Source organism: Bradyrhizobium sp. S3.12.5, from assembly GCF_040548225.1.
GTDB classification, from domain to species: Bacteria; Pseudomonadota; Alphaproteobacteria; order Rhizobiales; family Xanthobacteraceae; genus Bradyrhizobium; species Bradyrhizobium cytisi.
Window position 1 is genome coordinate 98,189 of the sequence record NZ_JBEPRF010000008.1, and the last position, 14,472, is coordinate 112,660.

Genomic DNA, 14,472 nt, shown 5'->3' on the forward strand with positions numbered 1-14,472 from the left:
GCGGTCATCGCATCTCCCCCTTGCGCGCGCGCCAGTAGAGATAGGGCGCGACGACCGCGATCACCGTGATCAGCATGGTGGTGGCCGCCGCCGTCGCAAGCCCGATATTGGCGCGTTCGAACAGATGATCCATAACGAATTTGGCGGGCACCTCCGAGGCGATGCCGGGTCCGCCATTGGTCATCGATACCGAGAGGTCGTAGAGGCGCACCACGCCCGTCGAGAGCAACACCGCGGCGGTCGCAAAGCTCGCACCCATCATCGGAATGATGATCGACATATAGACCCGCCATTTCGGCAGGCCGTCGACCCGCGCCGCCTTCCAGATCTCCTCGTCGACGCCGCGCAACCCGGCGAGCATGATCGCCATCACCAACCCCGAAGCCTGCCAGACGCCCGCGATGACCAGGCAATAGATTGCGGTCTCCGGCCGTACAATCCAGTCGAACGTTGCGTTCTCGAAGCCCCAGCTGCGCAGCACGTGCTGGATGCCGAGCGTCGGGTTGAGCAGCCATTGCCAGACCAGGCCCGTGACGACGAAGGACATCGAATAGGGATAGAGAAAGATCGAGCGGATCGTGTCCTCGGCACGCACCCGCTGATCGATCGCAACCGCCAACAGGAAGCCGATCAAGAGCGCGAATGACACGAACAGCACACCGTAGATAACGATGTTGTGGACCGAGGTGATCCAGCGGTCATTGCCGAGCAACGTCTCGTATTGCCGAAGCCCGACGAAATTGTTGTTCGGCAGCATGCGCGAGTTGGTCAGCGACATCCAGACGGTCCAGCTGGTGGCACCGATATAGACGACGAGCATCACCAGCAGCGCCGGCAAGAGCGCGGAAATCGCGGAGAATCGTGAGGTCAACGAAAGACGCATCGGGCCCGCGCGAGCAAGGGTAGATTTCGATGACGGTCTGGGGCGGCCGACTAGTCAGCCGCCCCTGGCCGGGCGCGTCAGTACTGCGCCTTCAGCACGCCGGCGACCTTGGCGGAGAATTCGTCTGCGCCCATATTGGTGTTCCAGTACTGCGAGATCGCATCTTCCAGCGCACCAATAAGCGCAGGAGGTGCCAGCATGTCGGCCGATGGCAATTGCTGCGCGGTATTGGAGACATATTGCATGCCCTTCTGGGCGCAGGCGTCGAGCTGAGAGGCATCGACGTCGCTGCGGACGGGGATCGACCCCTTCTTCAGCGAGAACTGAATCTGGGTCTCGGGCTTCAGCATCAGCCTTGCGAGCGTCACCTGCGCCTTGGTGGTCGAAGCGTCCTTCGTCTTCGGGAACACGAACACGTCCCCGCCCATCATGTATCCGCCGCCGTGGTTGGACAGTACGGTGCAGCCGTAATCCTTCTCGGGGACCTTGCCGGCAGCAACGAATTCGCCCTTGGCCCAGTCGCCCATGATCTGCATCCCAGCTTTGCCCTGGATGACCAGATTGGTCGCATCGTTCCAGTTACGCCCGGGAGCGCCGGCATCGACATACGCCTTGAGCTTCTTGTAGGCGACCGCGACCGCCTTGAACTCGGCACTTTGCGCCAGCGCCGCGTCGCGCTTGCCCATGATCCCAACCCACATCGGCCCGCCGCCGACGCCGATCAGCACCGCGCTGAACAGATTGCGCTCCCATACCTTCTGACCCGAGAAGGCCAGCGGGATCACCTTGCCGTCGGCTTTCAGCCTGTCGAGAACAGCAAAGGCGTCGTCCCAAGTCTTCGGCTCGGCGGCGCCGACCGACACGAGCACGGATTTGTTGTACCAGAGCCAGTTCTGGCCATGGATGTTGATCGGCACCGCGAACATCTTGCCGTTACGAGTTGCAGCCGCAACGAACGCTGCAGGCATAACGCCGTTCCAATTGCCCTCGGCGGCGACCGCATCGACATCGGCGAGCAGATCACCCTCCACCAGTTCGTCGAATTGCTTGCCGGTGTTGAGTTGCATTGCGGTCGGCGGATTGCCGGCGACTGTACGGCTGATCGCGGCATTTCGCGCATTGGCGGCACCGGCTACAGCGCTGTCGATCCATGTTCCGCCGGCCTTGGTGAACTGATCGGCAAATACCTTGACCGCGGCAGCCTCGCCGCCAGAGGTCCACCAGTGGATGACCTCGGCCTTCATCTCTTCTGCGGAGACCGGTACCGAGACCCAAGCCGTGGCGATAACCGCCACCGATGCGAACAGCGCGCGCTTCATCATTCCCTCCCGGATATGCCTTTGCAGACCTGTGTATTCGGCTTGCGGCCCTTATGGGCTCGTTGTGGCTTTACGTATCGAATGTAATCGATTACATTTTTATCGTAGCAGGACTTCAAGATTTTGCAAGTCCCGTCATGACGCCGAGAGGGCGAGCCTCGATATGGCCAAGCGAACCGGAGTGACACGTCAAAAGGCGGCCAAAATCGCCGACGTCGCGCGACTGGCAGGAGTCTCGGTTGCGACCGTCAGCCGGACGCTGGCGCGCCCCGAGGTCGTGATTGAGGAGACCCGCACACGCGTACTCGCCGCCGTGCGCGACACGGGCTACATGCCCAACATTTCCGCAAGGAACCTGCGTGTCCGAAAGACCATGGTCGTGCTGGTGGCGGTGCCGGATATCGCCAACCCGTTCTTCGCTGAGGTTCTACAGGGTATCGACGACGCGCTGTCGGCCGCCGGCTACGGACTTATCATTGCCAATCTGGCCGGCTCGCCGGAGAAGGAGGCGCGCTACGTCGACTTGATCTGCGCCGGCCAAGCCGACGGCGTGCTGCTCTTGTGCGGTCACGTGATGCGCAGCCCGGACCGCGACCTACGCGACGCGCGTGTGCCGTTGGTTGCCGCTTGCGAGTACATCCCCTGCGAAAACTTCCCGCAGGTCACAATCGACAATGTTGGCACTGCGGGGGAGGCGGTGCGACACTTGGTCGAGTTGGGCCACACCAGCATCGCCTATTTGTCGGGGCCGAACTCCAACATCCTGGAGGAGCAGCGTCTCCAAGGCTATCGGCAGGCCTTGCGCGAGGCGGGAATTGCAGCCGATGCGAGCCTGATCCTGCCCGGCGATTTCACCTTCCGCACCGGCGTCGAGGCCGGCCGGACGCTTCTGACGCTCGATCCCGCGGCGCGTCCGACCGCGCTGTTTGCAGCCAATGACGAGATGGCGATCGGCCTGATCAAAACCGTGCACGCGGCCGGCTTGCACGTCCCGGACGATCTGTCCGTCGTCGGCTTTGACGGCATTGCCTACGCTGACTATTGCGAGCCGACCTTGACGACCATCGTCCAGCCCCGCCGCGACCTCGGGGCCACCGCCGCAGCCGAACTGATCACGCTGATGACGACCGGCAAGGCGGGGCTGCGGAAGCACATCAAGCTTCCCGCCAAGCTGATGCTGCGCGACAGCACGCGCCCGCCCCGGAAGGGTCCCGGCCGTACATTCCGAATCGCGAGGTCCGGCTAGCTAGGACGGCTGCAACTCCTGGACCCAGCCAAGATATGCGGCAGATCACTACCGACCGGACAGTGCTTATCATCGCGCCCCAGCCTTTCCACCATTTGCACAGCCGACCGGATCATCACCTTCGAACGCGATCGTCTGGCGGAAGACTCACACGAGCAATTGATCGGAAGCGCCGGTCACCACGCGATCCTGCACCGTGCCCGACAGGAATCCATGACGTTCGCTAGACGGCTCAACACCCTCCCCTGCGCAGGCCGGTCCGCAAATGTGACGAATTGGCGTTTCTGCTGGCGGCGCTCAAGATCGTGGACCGCGCCTTCTCCCGCCGATCGGCAATCTCTGCGTTCATCGCGGCCGTCTTCCTGGGCGCGCACATATTGGCGAGCGTCGAGACGATCGACATCACTGCCGTCGCGAATCCCGACACCAATTATGGTCCTCGCTGGCATTCGCTACACTCGTTTTCGAAGATGATGGCGAGGTATGCGCCGTTTTGCTCCTACGCTGTGAAGCCGGTCTTTTCGGCTATTCCCCAAAGCGCGCTGTAGGCCTCAAGCGCGGCAGAGCTCTCGGCGAGCAAGCGATGACTTTCGCTCCAATCCATCATGGGCAAATTTTGAGCTATCGAGGTCCAACGCAAGGCAAACGCCGATACGTTTTCCTACAACTGCACCCCCCGCGTGAGTGCGCCGTCGACGACAAGATTTGTGCCCGTGATGAAGCTGGCCGCGCGGCTGGCGAGAAACACGACCGCGTTGGCCATTTCCTGCGGCGTTCCCATCCGCCCCGTCGGGTTGAGGGCTAATGCAGTCTTGTAGAGCTCGGGGTTGTTGTCCTTGATCATGTTCCAGACCCCGCCATCGAAATAGGTATTGCCCGGGGAGACCGAGTTCGCGCGAATACCCTTCCCTGCGAGCTGATTGGCCAGTCCCTGCGTGTAGTGGATGATCGCCGCTTTGAAGGTGCCGTAGGGACCCGCGGCGAAATCGACCTCGCGACCTGAGACGCTGGAAATGGTGACAATCGCGCCGGCGGCACTCTTCTCCAGATAGGGCATGGCCGCGTTCACCAGCCGAACCGTACCCATCATATCGGTCGCAAACTCCTTCTCCCAGCTTTCGTCGTCCTGCCCGATGGCAAGCGCGCTGACATTGGCGACGACGACATCGATGCCACCGAGCTTGGCCGCCATATCGCCGACCCAGGCCTTCAGTGCTGCCGCATCGGAGACGTCGACCGCACCGCCATAGGCCGCGATCCCAACGGCCTTGAGCGCGGCGGTCGTGCTCTCAACCTCGGCCAGATTGCGAGAGCACACGCCGACATTGGCGCCTTCGGCGGCAAATGTCTCGGCGATCGCGCGGCCGATTCCCTTGGTGCTTCCCGTGACGAGAACCTTGGCGCCCTTCAGTCCCAGATCCATGGTCGGATTCCTTTTCGTGGTTCAGTAATTGTTCGCAGCCACCTTGACCAATCCACGATAGCTGTGCGGCATGCGCATCGAAACTAGATCCTTTCGACGCACGACATTGGTCGGATAGATGCTGTCCAGATTGGTCGTATCGACCAGTGCGGTTGCAATGCCCGCGGCGTCGGCCACGATCGCCTCCCGCCGCGGAAACGCGAACGTGTCAGGACCGAACACGCCGCTCAACCCGGGATAGCCGCGCTCGGGATCGACGACATTGGCGAAGGCGAAGAACAAATTGTTTTCGCCGGCGCGAACGCGGAAATGATGCCAATGATGCGGATCCGGACCGGTCGGAATCGGCTTCGGCTGCTCGACCTCCGTCCCGGCATGCGAAGAACTGAAGCGTCCCCTAATCGCGGCGGGACATGCGATGAGATCGCAGCCGCGGAGCGCCAAGACCCGGCCCGCTTCCGGGAAAGATGCGTCGTGACCGATCAGCAGCCCAATGCGGCCGATCGGCGTGTCAACGACGGTCCAACCGTCACCGGCCGTGGCCCAGCTTCGTTCGTCGATGGTGAGATGCGTCTTGCGATAGACCGAGATATCCCGATCCGGCGTGACCAGGCAGGCGCTGTTGTAGAGCGTATCGCCGTCTCGCTCGGCGAGGCCGCAGACCAGATACAGCCCGAGTTCCACTGCAAGCTCAGCAAGGCTGTCGGTCGCCGGTCCCGGTAACGGTTGCGCCGATGTCGCGGGATCGCCAAGTCCCGTCAGGGCAAGCTCCGGAAAGACAACGAGCTCAGCACCGTCGGCGCTGGCCTTGCGCGTGAGTGCTGCGATCTCCGCGAGATTTTGGCTGAGGTCATCGCCAGGGGCAAATTGCGCGACGCTGACCTGCGAAGCCTTTCCGGCTGGCCAGGGCTCGTAGCCGTAGAGGCCGAAGAAGTCACGCGGGTTCCAGCTGAAGGTATCGGTGAGCAACTCCGGATAGAGCTCAGGCCGCCGCTGCGCGAACACGGTTTCGCCGAGCACGCGGCGCGCGCGAGCAGCGTCGAGACTGATCTCGGACAGCAGGACACCATCGCCCTTATCGAGCACAGCCGTCACTTGCCCGTCCGGCGCGATCACGCAGCTGCCGCCGCTGAACTGCACGGAGCGTTCAAGCCCCCATCGATTGCTCTCAATGACGTAGCAGCCGTTCTCGAAGGCGCGGCTGATCCAGTAAGGCGCGGGCGTCCGCTCTGCCAGCCAGTTGGAGATATGGCAGATGACGTCCGCGCCCCCGAGCGCCATCAGCCGCGCGGTTTCCACGAAATGGATGTCCATACAGATCAGCAGTGCGATCCGCCCGATCGGCGTCTCGAACACCTGGTTGTGCAGATCGCCCGCCGCCGCCCATTTCGGCTCGGAGATATAGGGATGCGTCTTGCGGTGGCGACCGACAACGCCGTCGGGGCCGATCAGGACGGCTGTGTTGAAGTAGATGCCGTCCTCATCGACCTCCGGCATGCCGACAACGATGTAACAGGCGTGCTTGCGCGCCAGCGCCGCGAAACGGTTCGTGGTTGGCCCCGGGATCGTCTCGACAAAAGGCGCGACCTCGGCACGGTCGAACCAGCAATAGCCCGTCGTTCCCATTTCCGGCGTGACGATCAGCTTTGCGCCGGCAGCCGCCGCCTGCTCGCAGAGATCGAGAAGGCGAGTAATGTTGCGCTCCTTCTCGAACATGGTCGGCTCGAACTGGACGGCGGCGACCTTGTGCTTGGTGGACATGATCCGGCCGCCCTCAGACGAGATAGGATTTCTTGATGGAGGCGCCTAGCGTATATTTGGGATCGACCATGTTGCCGACACGCATGCGTCCGGCCTGCGTTAGCAGCATGTAGGCGTCGATCTCGTCGAAGCCGTAGTCGGCCGCCATCCAGCGGCAGAGCTCGCGATAGGCAATGCGGGCGGCATCCTCCATCGGCCGCGCCGAGCCAATGGTCATGATGAACTCCTTCGTCTCGAGCCGCGGCCACGCAATGGTCCAGCCCTTGACCAAATCGATCTGAACCGTGGTCACGGTCGGATGCTCGATGGCGACGCCGCAGAGCTCGCCATCGCCTTGTGCGGCATGGCAGTCGCCAAGATAAAGCAGCGCACCCTTGGTGTTGACCGGCAGGTAAATGACGGCACCGACACCGACATCAGGAAGGTCCATGTTGCCACCGTAATAGTCCGGAACCAGCGACGAGATCGCCTCAATCTCCGGCGAGGTGCCGATGGTGCCTATGAAGGGTTCATAGGGCAGCGTGATCTTGTCGTTCCACTTCGTTCCGGCCTTGGCATCGATCTCGAGCTTTTTAACTCGCTCGGGGAGCGCGGGATTGAGCAGCGCAGTTTGACCAGTGCTGACCAGCCCTCCGAAGTCCGGCATGACCACGGTGGTGCCGCACGGCTGCGGTCCCCGTGGCACGATGCTTTCGATATAAACGGCCAGCACGTCGCCTTTCTCGGCGCCATTGACGTGGATCGGGCCGTTCTGCGGATTGAGGAACGGGAAGTTGAGGATCTTGGACGGGCTATCGGTCTCGTGCTTGATTGCGCCTTCGAACGCGTCATGCGTCTCGGCGGAGACGACGGCGCCCGGATCAACCGTCAGCACCGGCTTCACATAGGGGCCGTAGACATAATGGTACTTGCCCTGCTCGGTTTCGGTGATCGTGTATTCCCTGCCGCGCTCGCCCTTGGCGACACCCTTGCGAGCCATAATCGAGTCGTTTTGCCAGGCCATTGCTGTTCTCCTTGGTTATAGGCGTCGCTTTCAAACCGCGAGGTGGCGGCGCATCTCCGCCTCATCGTCGAGCGCCGAGCGGTCGAGGCTTGCGACGATGCGGCCTTTGTCCATGACGTAGCAGCGCTGCGCGATAGCGCGGATCATGTCGAGATTCTGCTCAACCAGGATGATGGTCACACCGGTCCTTCGGTTGAGCTCGACCATATTGCGTGCGATGTCCTGGACGATGTTGGGCTGGATGCCCTCCGACGGTTCGTCGAGCAGGATGAGATTGGGATCAGCAATCAAGACTCGTCCGATCGCGAGTTGCTGCTGCTGGCCGCCGGACATGGTGCCGGCACGCTGGGTCCAGCGCTCGGCGAGAATCGGAAACGCCTCGACGATCTTGCGCCGACCCGCCTCGGGGATACCGCTGCCCTTGATCGCGGCGCCGACCGCGACGTTCTCGCCAACAGTCAGCCGCGGGAACACGTCGCGCCCCTGCGGCACATAACCCATACCGAGGCGAGCCCGCTTGTGCGCCGGGAGAGATTCCACCGCCTCGCCGCGATAGACGATGGAGCCGCTCATTGCTGGCACCAGCCCGATCAGGCTCTTCATCAGCGTGGACTTGCCGACACCATTGCGTCCGATGACAGCGACGATCTCGCCTTCCCGCACCTCGATCTCGAGGTCTTGCAGAACGGGCTTGCCACCATAGCCGGCGCGCAGAGCCAGCGTCGAGAGGATCACTTCCTTACGCGGCGTATCAAGCATGGGCCTGCCCCAGATAGATCGCCGCCACACGCTCGTCGGCCACGATCTCGTCGATCGAGCCTTGCGCAAAGACCTGGCCGAAATGCAACACGGTCACGCGCTGGGCAACCTGGCGTACGAAGGTCATGTCGTGCTCGATCGCCAGCACAGTCATGCCGTCGGCATTAAGCCGCTGCACCATCTCACCCGTCAGGTGGGTTTCCTCCGGAGACATACCGGCGGTTGGCTCATCCAGGAGCAGAAGACTCGGTTTCAAGCTGATCGCCATGCCGATCTCGAGCCACTGCTTCTGGCCGTGGCTAAGATTGCCGGCGGTCTGCGCGTGCTCGCTCTCCAGTCCGAGGAAGACGAGCAGTCTGTCGATCTCCGCTTCGAGCTCCCTACCGCGATGCCGGCTCTGCAAGGCGATCTCAACGTTCTGCCGGACGGATAAGCCCTTAAAGACTCCAGGCACCTGGAACTTGACCGACAGTCCGCGGCGAATCCGCGCAAACGACTTCAGCGCCGTGATGTTCTCTCCCGCGAAGAGGACATCGCCGCTGCCGGGATGGTGCTCACCGAGGATCAGGCGGAACAGCGTGCTCTTGCCGGCGCCGTTCGGGCCAATCAGGCAGTGGATCTCACCCGCCTCCAACGTGAGGTCAACGGCATTGGTGACGTGCAGGCCGCCAAAATGCTTGTTCAGTTTACGAAGCTCGAGCAACGCCATCAGCCGGCCCTTTGGGTGATACGCGCGGCGAGCCGTCCGAGCCAGTTCATCGTTCCGAGCACGAGGCCGTTCGGGGCAATGAGGACGGTCAGCACCAGCAGCACACCCATGAAGACGAGCGCATACTGGCTTCCGTAGATCGTAAGCGCCTGGAATGCCGCCAGCACGACCAGCGTGCCGACCACGGTCGAGGTCAGATCGCTGCGGCCGCCGACGGCAACCCAGATCAGCGGCAGCGCCGCTGCCGTCATACCCATGCTCGACGGTGTGATATATTGTCCCCACGCCGTGTAGAGCACGCCTGATATCCCCGCGAGCACGGCGCCGATGACGAAAGTGATGAGCTGGTACTTGCGCACATCGTAGCCCAGCATCTCGGCCCGTTCCGGGTTCTCGCGAATCGCGACGATCACGTTGCCGAACGACGAGTTCATCAGGATGCGCAAGGCCAGATAGACGAAGACCAAAAGGCCAAGCACGAAATAGTAGAGCCCAACATCGGCGAATAGCACGATCGGCTCACCCGGCCACGGGATGGTCAGAGGCGGCATCGCGCTCATGCCGTTGAAGCCGTTGAGCCGCGCGTTACCAATATGCCACTCCGGCCCCGCGGTCTGCGCCATGAAGCGCTCCAGCATCAAGGTCACGGCGAGCGTGACGATGCCGAGGAATACGCCGGCGATGCGGCCGAAGAACATGAAGTAGCCGAGCAAGGCCGCAAAGAGCGCAGCAATCGCGATTGCCGCCACCAACGCCACCAATGTGAACCCATAGGCCGAACCGAAATTGAGCGTCAGCACGCCGTAGCCGTAACCCGCGATGCCGAAGAACGCGGTTTGCCCGAAAGACAGTGAGCCGCCATAGCCCCAGATCAGGCAGAGGCTGAGAGCGATGAACACCCAGACGAAGAAGTAGACGGTGTTGCCGACCGTGTAGCCGTCGCTGAACAGTGGATAGGCGACCGCGATCATCATCACGACGGCAAACAGGCTCCAGAAGGCTGGACCACGACCGACGGTCTGCGGGCCTTCGAGACGACGAAAGAAAGAGACGAAACCGCTCACGACGCCATCACTCCGTCAGGTTCGTTCGCGCAGCACGAAACCGGAGATGCCCTTCGGCAGCACCCGGACCACAATGATGACAGCGACCAAAAGACCGATCTGACCAAATAACTGCCCTTGCCAGGACGTCATCCCCGACTTCACGATCGCAAGCAGGCCGCCGGCCGGCGCTGTGCCGAGGAACACGTCGGCGCCGCCGATTACCACGGTGACGAATGCCTCCATGATGAAGGTCGCGCCCATGGTGGGCACCAGCGTCATGGTCGGCGCATAAAGACCGCCAGCAAGACCGGCGAGCCCCGCGCCGCAGGCGAAGGTGAGGCTATAGATCAGGCGGGTGTCGACCCCGAGCGCGGCGGCCATATGCGGGACCTGAATGGTGGCGCGCGCCAGCACGCCGAAGCGGGTCCAGTTGAACAGCGCGTAGAGCCCGGCCAGCACGCCGAGCGCGGCGCAGAACAGCACAATGCGATAGATCGAATAGGAATAGTCGCCAACTTGAAAGCTGCCGAACGGCGTGCCGACGCCGGCCATGGTCGATCCGACCATGATCAACGTGCCCTGCGTTGCGATCAGGCTGAGGCCCCAAGTCGCGACGATGGTGTCGAGCGGCCGGTCGTAGAGATGGCGGATGACCGCCAGCTCGACCAGGACGCCGACGAGCGCGGATATGATCGTGCCTGCCAGTATGCCCAGCGGCAGCGGCAAGCCCGCATGCACGGTCGCCGCCGTCACATACGCACCGCACATGATGAACTCGCCATGAGCGAGATTGATCACGCCCATCATGCCGAAGATCACCGCGAGCCCGCAGGCCGACAGCACCAGGAACGCGAAGGCGTCACCGAATTGATAGAGCGCCGAAAAGACGTGGGTCGCGATGTCCATGAACCAACCAGTTTGTAGGAAGACGCGGCGTCACCGCCGCAGATGTCCGTGATCGCCCCGGCCCGCCGGCAACGCCGGGGCGTGCCCGGAGGGCCGGAGCGATCAGCCGCCGGGTCAGGGTTTCGGCGGCGGATTCGACGGCGTGTATTGGGCCATCGGATCTTTCTTGGTGAGATCGCAGCCGGCGTCACCCAGCCAGTACGGCTTGATGTCCTCCCAGGTCTTCGGGAAGGAGATCGAATGGTCGGCACCCACCTTGGCCAGATAGATCGTGTGCGACATATGCTGGCTCTTGGGGTCGATGCAGACCTTGCCCTCCGGCGCATCCATGCAGACATCTCCCATCGCGATCACCTTTCGGATGTCCTCCCGCTTGGTCGATTTCGCCCGCTCCACCATCTGCTTGTAGAGATAGACGGCGAGATAGGAGTTTTCCGCCTCCTGGTTCACATAGGGCTCGCTCGGGAACTTTGCCTTGAACTTGGCGTAGAACGCCTTGCTCTTGGGCGAGGCGATCTCCTCGATGTAGTTGGTGGTGACGTACATGTCCTTCAGGCTCGGCGGCTTGAAGCGCTTGTGTTCGTAGCCCTGGCCGACATTGACCGAGGACGCCATCGGCAGGTTGACGTTGGCGGAAGCCGCCTGCTCGTAATAGGAGGCCTGTGCGGTGCCGACCAGCAGCGTGACCACGAAGTCGGGCTTGGCCTTCTGGATATTCTGGATGCTCTGCGAGAATTGCGACACGCCGAGCGGGATGAATTCCTCGCCGGCCATCTTGCCACCGTTCTCCTTGACGATCTTGCGTACCCACTCCGCCGAGATCTGGCCGAAATTGTAATCGGCCGCCAGCGTGTAGACGTTCTTGCCGTACTTCTCCATCATGTAGGGGATCAGCGTGGAGAACTGCTGCTCGGGCACCGCGCCGGTGACGATCATGTGGCCGTCGCAGACGCCGCCTTCATACTGATTGTTGTAGAAGGCGAAGCCGTTGAACTGATCGACGATCGGGCGGTAGGCCTCGCGCGAGGCCGAAGAGAAGCCCGCGAACACGACGTCGACCTTGTCGCGCTGGAGCACGCGCCGCATGAACTCCTGGTAGCGGGTGTTGTCGGATTGGGTGTCGTAAGGAACGAGCTCAAGCGGCCGGCCCATGATGCCGCCGGCCTTGTTGATTTCCTCGGCGGCGAGCTCGATGGCGTGGACCTTGCCGATGGTGGCCGCGGCGAAGTCGCCGGACTGATCCTCCAGCACGCCGAGCTTGATCGGGTTCTCGGCCGCTGGTGCCAGGGTGGATCCGAGGACAAGCGTCCCCGTGAGGGCTGCGGCACGCAGCCCCCGCAATACAGACTTGCTCATTTTGCTTCTCCTAGATGGCTTGCTTGTCGCCGCCTTGCAGCATGATGCCGGTCGTGCGGCCCGTCATATCGGGCGGCTTCGCCCGTTTGTTCAGAAACTCCTCGCAATAGAGTTCCATGTTCTGCCGCGCGCGCATGCTTTCGCGACGGAGCCGGGAATAGGCACCCTCCTCGTCAAAGCCGTCCTGCTGCATCAGCAGGATGACGGCCCGGATCACCGCACGCCGACCGCGACGGCGCTCCTCGAGGTCCTGCAGACGCTCAAACATTTCAGCGCGCAGCAGGAACTGGTTGATGCCCATGAAAAGCGACGTATAGACCGCGCCACCATGCACCGGCTTGCGCAGGAATGAGGTGGCGCCAAGATTTACCAGCGCCTTGAGCCGGCTTGGCGCCTCGACGCCGACGAGCCCGATCACCGGCACCGGCGGCAGCCGCGAGGCCGGGTTGACCTCGATCGCAACCGCGCCTTCGAGGTCGCCGTCGACGAACAGGATGTCCCGGTCGGCCTGAAGGCTCGCAACGTCGATCTGCGCGTGGCTATCGATGATCTCCGGATATTCAGTGGAGACCCCGAGCTTGGCGAGCGTTGTTTCGAGCGTGCTTTCCCATCCGCCTCGCCGGGTGACGACGATGGCGCGGCCGCCCTTGAAGTTCTGTAGCAGTCGGGAGCTCATGATTGCACCACCTTCAACAGCGGAGAGCGCATCGCGCTGGCAAAGCGCGGCGACGACTGAACAAGATACGGATCTGGCGCGATCGGCTCGCGGGATTCCAGCAGCACCTCGAACTGCCCGTTGGCGGCCGAGCGACCGATCCGTGGCGTGAGCCAAGCGTGAAAGGTCTGCCGGTCGATGCGGACTTCCCCTTGCGGGGCGCGCAGTCGTTGATCGGCCACGGCGGCGCGCACCGTGCGGGCGTCGTCAGTCCCGGCCTGCGCCAATGCCGCTGCGAGCAGCTTGACGGCGATGTAGGAGGATTCAGCATCTGCCGACGACACCGGTCCATCCGGAAAAGACGCCGTGTAGGCGCGAATGAAGGCGGCATTCTCGGGAGAATTCAGCGAGGAGAAATAGACACTCGAGGACAGGTGCCCATCGACCGCGTCCGGGCCGATTTCCGGCAATTCCGGTTCCGACAGCGTGCAGCTCGCGACCGGAATTTCGGCGGCCTGGTCGATGCCGCGGGCGCGGCAGGCGGCACGGAACGCGCGGAAGAAGGCATAGGCACTCGTGCCGATCAGATTGTTGAAGACGAAATCGGGTCGCTGATCGATGATGGCCGCGATCACCTGGTCGACCTCGGTATCGCCGACCGAAAGATAGCGCTCGGCGAGCACGGCGCCGCCGCGCGCTATGAGCGCCTCGCGAAAGATGCGGTTGTTCTCCCAGGCCCAGATGTAGTTGGAGCCCACACAGAAGGCGCGAGAGCCGACCCGGGACGCCAGGTAATCGACCAACGGCAGTACGTGCTGGTTCGGTGCAGCGCCGGTATAAATGACGTTATCGGAACTCTCAAAGCCCTCGTAGTGAGACGGATACCACAACAGGCCATCGAACTTCTCGAAGCACGGGATCACCTCCTTGCGGCTCGACGAGGTGTAGCAGCCCACCACCTGGCGAATGCCGGCCCCCAGGAGTTCGAGACTGAGTGAACGATAACGAGCGAGGTCGCCGGAGGGATTGACCACGACCGGCTCCAACACCATGTCGCCACCGCTCGCATTGACCTCCTGGAAGGCCAGCAATGCGCCATTGAGAATCGAGCGCGCGACGACGCTGTAGGAGCCCGTCGTCGAGAACATCACGCCAATTCGATACCGCTTCTGCGCCATCACTCGATCCAAAACAAAAAAACGCCCGTCGGCTGTGAAGCCGAGGGCGCCCTCGCCGCCAACCAAACACGCGATGAAAGCGTGGCGTTGGAAATGGTTGAACTCACCGCGTTGATGGGCCGTCGTGCCCTACGCTTGCACGATACGGTCGTTGAGATCGGATACTAAGTCAAGCGCGTTGTTGCAGCTGAAATTGCCGCAATTCGTGCCGGACTGTAGCAAAACTGT

The 14,472-nt window shown here is 62.5% G+C and carries 14 protein-coding genes; 2 read left to right on the forward strand and 12 right to left on the reverse strand.

The annotated features are described in order from the left end of the window. Positions 1-4: 4 nt before the first annotated feature. Both ABIC09_RS13505 and ABIC09_RS13510 read right to left on the reverse strand, forming a co-directional pair. Positions 5-883 (reverse strand): carbohydrate ABC transporter permease, encoded by an 879-nt coding sequence (locus tag ABIC09_RS13505; protein ID WP_148749102.1) that lies wholly within the window; start codon positions 881-883, stop codon positions 5-7. A 77-nt stretch (positions 884-960) separates the two neighbouring features. Further along, on the reverse strand, positions 961-2,202 hold the full coding sequence (locus ABIC09_RS13510) for an ABC transporter substrate-binding protein (RefSeq protein ID WP_354109555.1): 1,242 nt from the start codon (positions 2,200-2,202) through the stop codon (positions 961-963). Between the two features lie 181 nt (positions 2,203-2,383). Between ABIC09_RS13510 and ABIC09_RS13515 the strand changes: the two genes are divergently transcribed. Together ABIC09_RS13515 and ABIC09_RS13520 are read left to right on the forward strand one after the other, a co-directional pair. Beyond that, positions 2,384-3,448 carry a LacI family DNA-binding transcriptional regulator gene (locus ABIC09_RS13515; protein WP_354109556.1) on the forward strand — a complete coding sequence of 355 codons (1,065 nt, stop codon included), beginning with the start codon at positions 2,384-2,386 and terminating at the stop codon, positions 3,446-3,448. 275 nt (positions 3,449-3,723) lie between these two features. Next, positions 3,724-3,996 (forward strand): hypothetical protein, encoded by a 273-nt coding sequence (locus ABIC09_RS13520; RefSeq protein ID WP_354109557.1) that lies wholly within the window; start codon positions 3,724-3,726, stop codon positions 3,994-3,996. 113 nt (positions 3,997-4,109) lie between these two features. Here the strand turns inward: ABIC09_RS13520 and ABIC09_RS13525 are convergent, their stop codons facing one another. The 10 genes from ABIC09_RS13525 to ABIC09_RS13570 form a co-directional block, all read right to left on the reverse strand. Next, positions 4,110-4,871 (reverse strand): SDR family NAD(P)-dependent oxidoreductase, encoded by a 762-nt coding sequence (locus ABIC09_RS13525; protein ID WP_354109558.1) that lies wholly within the window; start codon positions 4,869-4,871, stop codon positions 4,110-4,112. 21 nt (positions 4,872-4,892) lie between these two features. Then, positions 4,893-6,632, reverse strand: coding sequence for a nitrilase-related carbon-nitrogen hydrolase (locus ABIC09_RS13530; protein WP_354109559.1), 1,740 nt, complete (start codon positions 6,630-6,632; stop codon positions 4,893-4,895). Between the two features lie 13 nt (positions 6,633-6,645). Next, positions 6,646-7,635: an acetamidase/formamidase family protein gene (locus ABIC09_RS13535; protein ID WP_148749107.1), complete on the reverse strand. Its 990-nt coding sequence runs from the start codon at positions 7,633-7,635 to the stop codon at positions 6,646-6,648. Between the two features lie 30 nt (positions 7,636-7,665). After that, positions 7,666-8,394, reverse strand: a complete 729-nt coding sequence (locus tag ABIC09_RS13540; protein WP_354109560.1) for an ABC transporter ATP-binding protein — start codon at positions 8,392-8,394, stop codon at positions 7,666-7,668. Continuing rightward, a complete protein-coding gene (locus ABIC09_RS13545) occupies positions 8,387-9,103 on the reverse strand; it encodes an ABC transporter ATP-binding protein (RefSeq protein WP_354109561.1) in 717 nt (238 codons plus the stop codon). The genes ABIC09_RS13540 and ABIC09_RS13545 overlap by 8 nt, the downstream gene beginning before the upstream one ends. Beyond that, complete coding sequence (locus ABIC09_RS13550; RefSeq protein ID WP_354109562.1) at positions 9,103-10,167, reverse strand: branched-chain amino acid ABC transporter permease; 1,065 nt, start codon at positions 10,165-10,167, stop codon at positions 9,103-9,105. Before ABIC09_RS13550 ends, ABIC09_RS13545 begins: the two co-directional genes overlap by 1 nt. Before the next feature lie 15 nt (positions 10,168-10,182). Then, positions 10,183-11,055, reverse strand: a complete 873-nt coding sequence (locus ABIC09_RS13555) for an ABC transporter permease subunit (protein WP_354032155.1) — start codon at positions 11,053-11,055, stop codon at positions 10,183-10,185. Positions 11,056-11,169: 114 nt separating this feature from the next. Continuing rightward, entirely contained in the window at positions 11,170-12,411 is a 1,242-nt protein-coding gene (locus ABIC09_RS13560) for an urea ABC transporter substrate-binding protein (protein WP_354109563.1), read from the reverse strand. A 10-nt stretch (positions 12,412-12,421) separates the two neighbouring features. Continuing rightward, on the reverse strand, positions 12,422-13,087 hold the full coding sequence (locus tag ABIC09_RS13565) for an ANTAR domain-containing response regulator (RefSeq protein ID WP_148749112.1): 666 nt from the start codon (positions 13,085-13,087) through the stop codon (positions 12,422-12,424). After that, a complete protein-coding gene (locus tag ABIC09_RS13570) occupies positions 13,084-14,244 on the reverse strand; it encodes a transporter substrate-binding domain-containing protein (protein WP_354109677.1) in 1,161 nt (386 codons plus the stop codon). Before ABIC09_RS13570 ends, ABIC09_RS13565 begins: the two co-directional genes overlap by 4 nt. Positions 14,245-14,472 lie beyond the last annotated feature (228 nt).

Excerpts from the sequence above, each read along its gene's own strand:
- ABIC09_RS13505 (WP_148749102.1), bottom strand. The coding sequence starts at position 883 with ATGCGTCTTTCGTTGACCTCACGATTCTCCGCGATTTCCGCGCTCTTG.
- ABIC09_RS13510 (WP_354109555.1), bottom strand. The coding sequence starts at position 2,202 with ATGAAGCGCGCGCTGTTCGCATCGGTGGCGGTTATCGCCACGGCTTGG.
- ABIC09_RS13525 (WP_354109558.1), bottom strand. The coding sequence starts at position 4,871 with ATGGATCTGGGACTGAAGGGCGCCAAGGTTCTCGTCACGGGAAGCACC.
- ABIC09_RS13530 (WP_354109559.1), bottom strand. The coding sequence starts at position 6,632 with ATGTCCACCAAGCACAAGGTCGCCGCCGTCCAGTTCGAGCCGACCATG.
- ABIC09_RS13535 (WP_148749107.1), bottom strand. The coding sequence starts at position 7,635 with ATGGCCTGGCAAAACGACTCGATTATGGCTCGCAAGGGTGTCGCCAAG.
- ABIC09_RS13540 (WP_354109560.1), bottom strand. The coding sequence starts at position 8,394 with ATGCTTGATACGCCGCGTAAGGAAGTGATCCTCTCGACGCTGGCTCTG.
- ABIC09_RS13545 (WP_354109561.1), bottom strand. The coding sequence starts at position 9,103 with ATGGCGTTGCTCGAGCTTCGTAAACTGAACAAGCATTTTGGCGGCCTG.
- ABIC09_RS13555 (WP_354032155.1), bottom strand. The coding sequence starts at position 11,055 with ATGGACATCGCGACCCACGTCTTTTCGGCGCTCTATCAATTCGGTGAC.
- ABIC09_RS13560 (WP_354109563.1), bottom strand. The coding sequence starts at position 12,411 with ATGAGCAAGTCTGTATTGCGGGGGCTGCGTGCCGCAGCCCTCACGGGG.
- ABIC09_RS13565 (WP_148749112.1), bottom strand. The coding sequence starts at position 13,087 with ATGAGCTCCCGACTGCTACAGAACTTCAAGGGCGGCCGCGCCATCGTC.
- ABIC09_RS13570 (WP_354109677.1), bottom strand. The coding sequence starts at position 14,244 with ATGGCGCAGAAGCGGTATCGAATTGGCGTGATGTTCTCGACGACGGGC.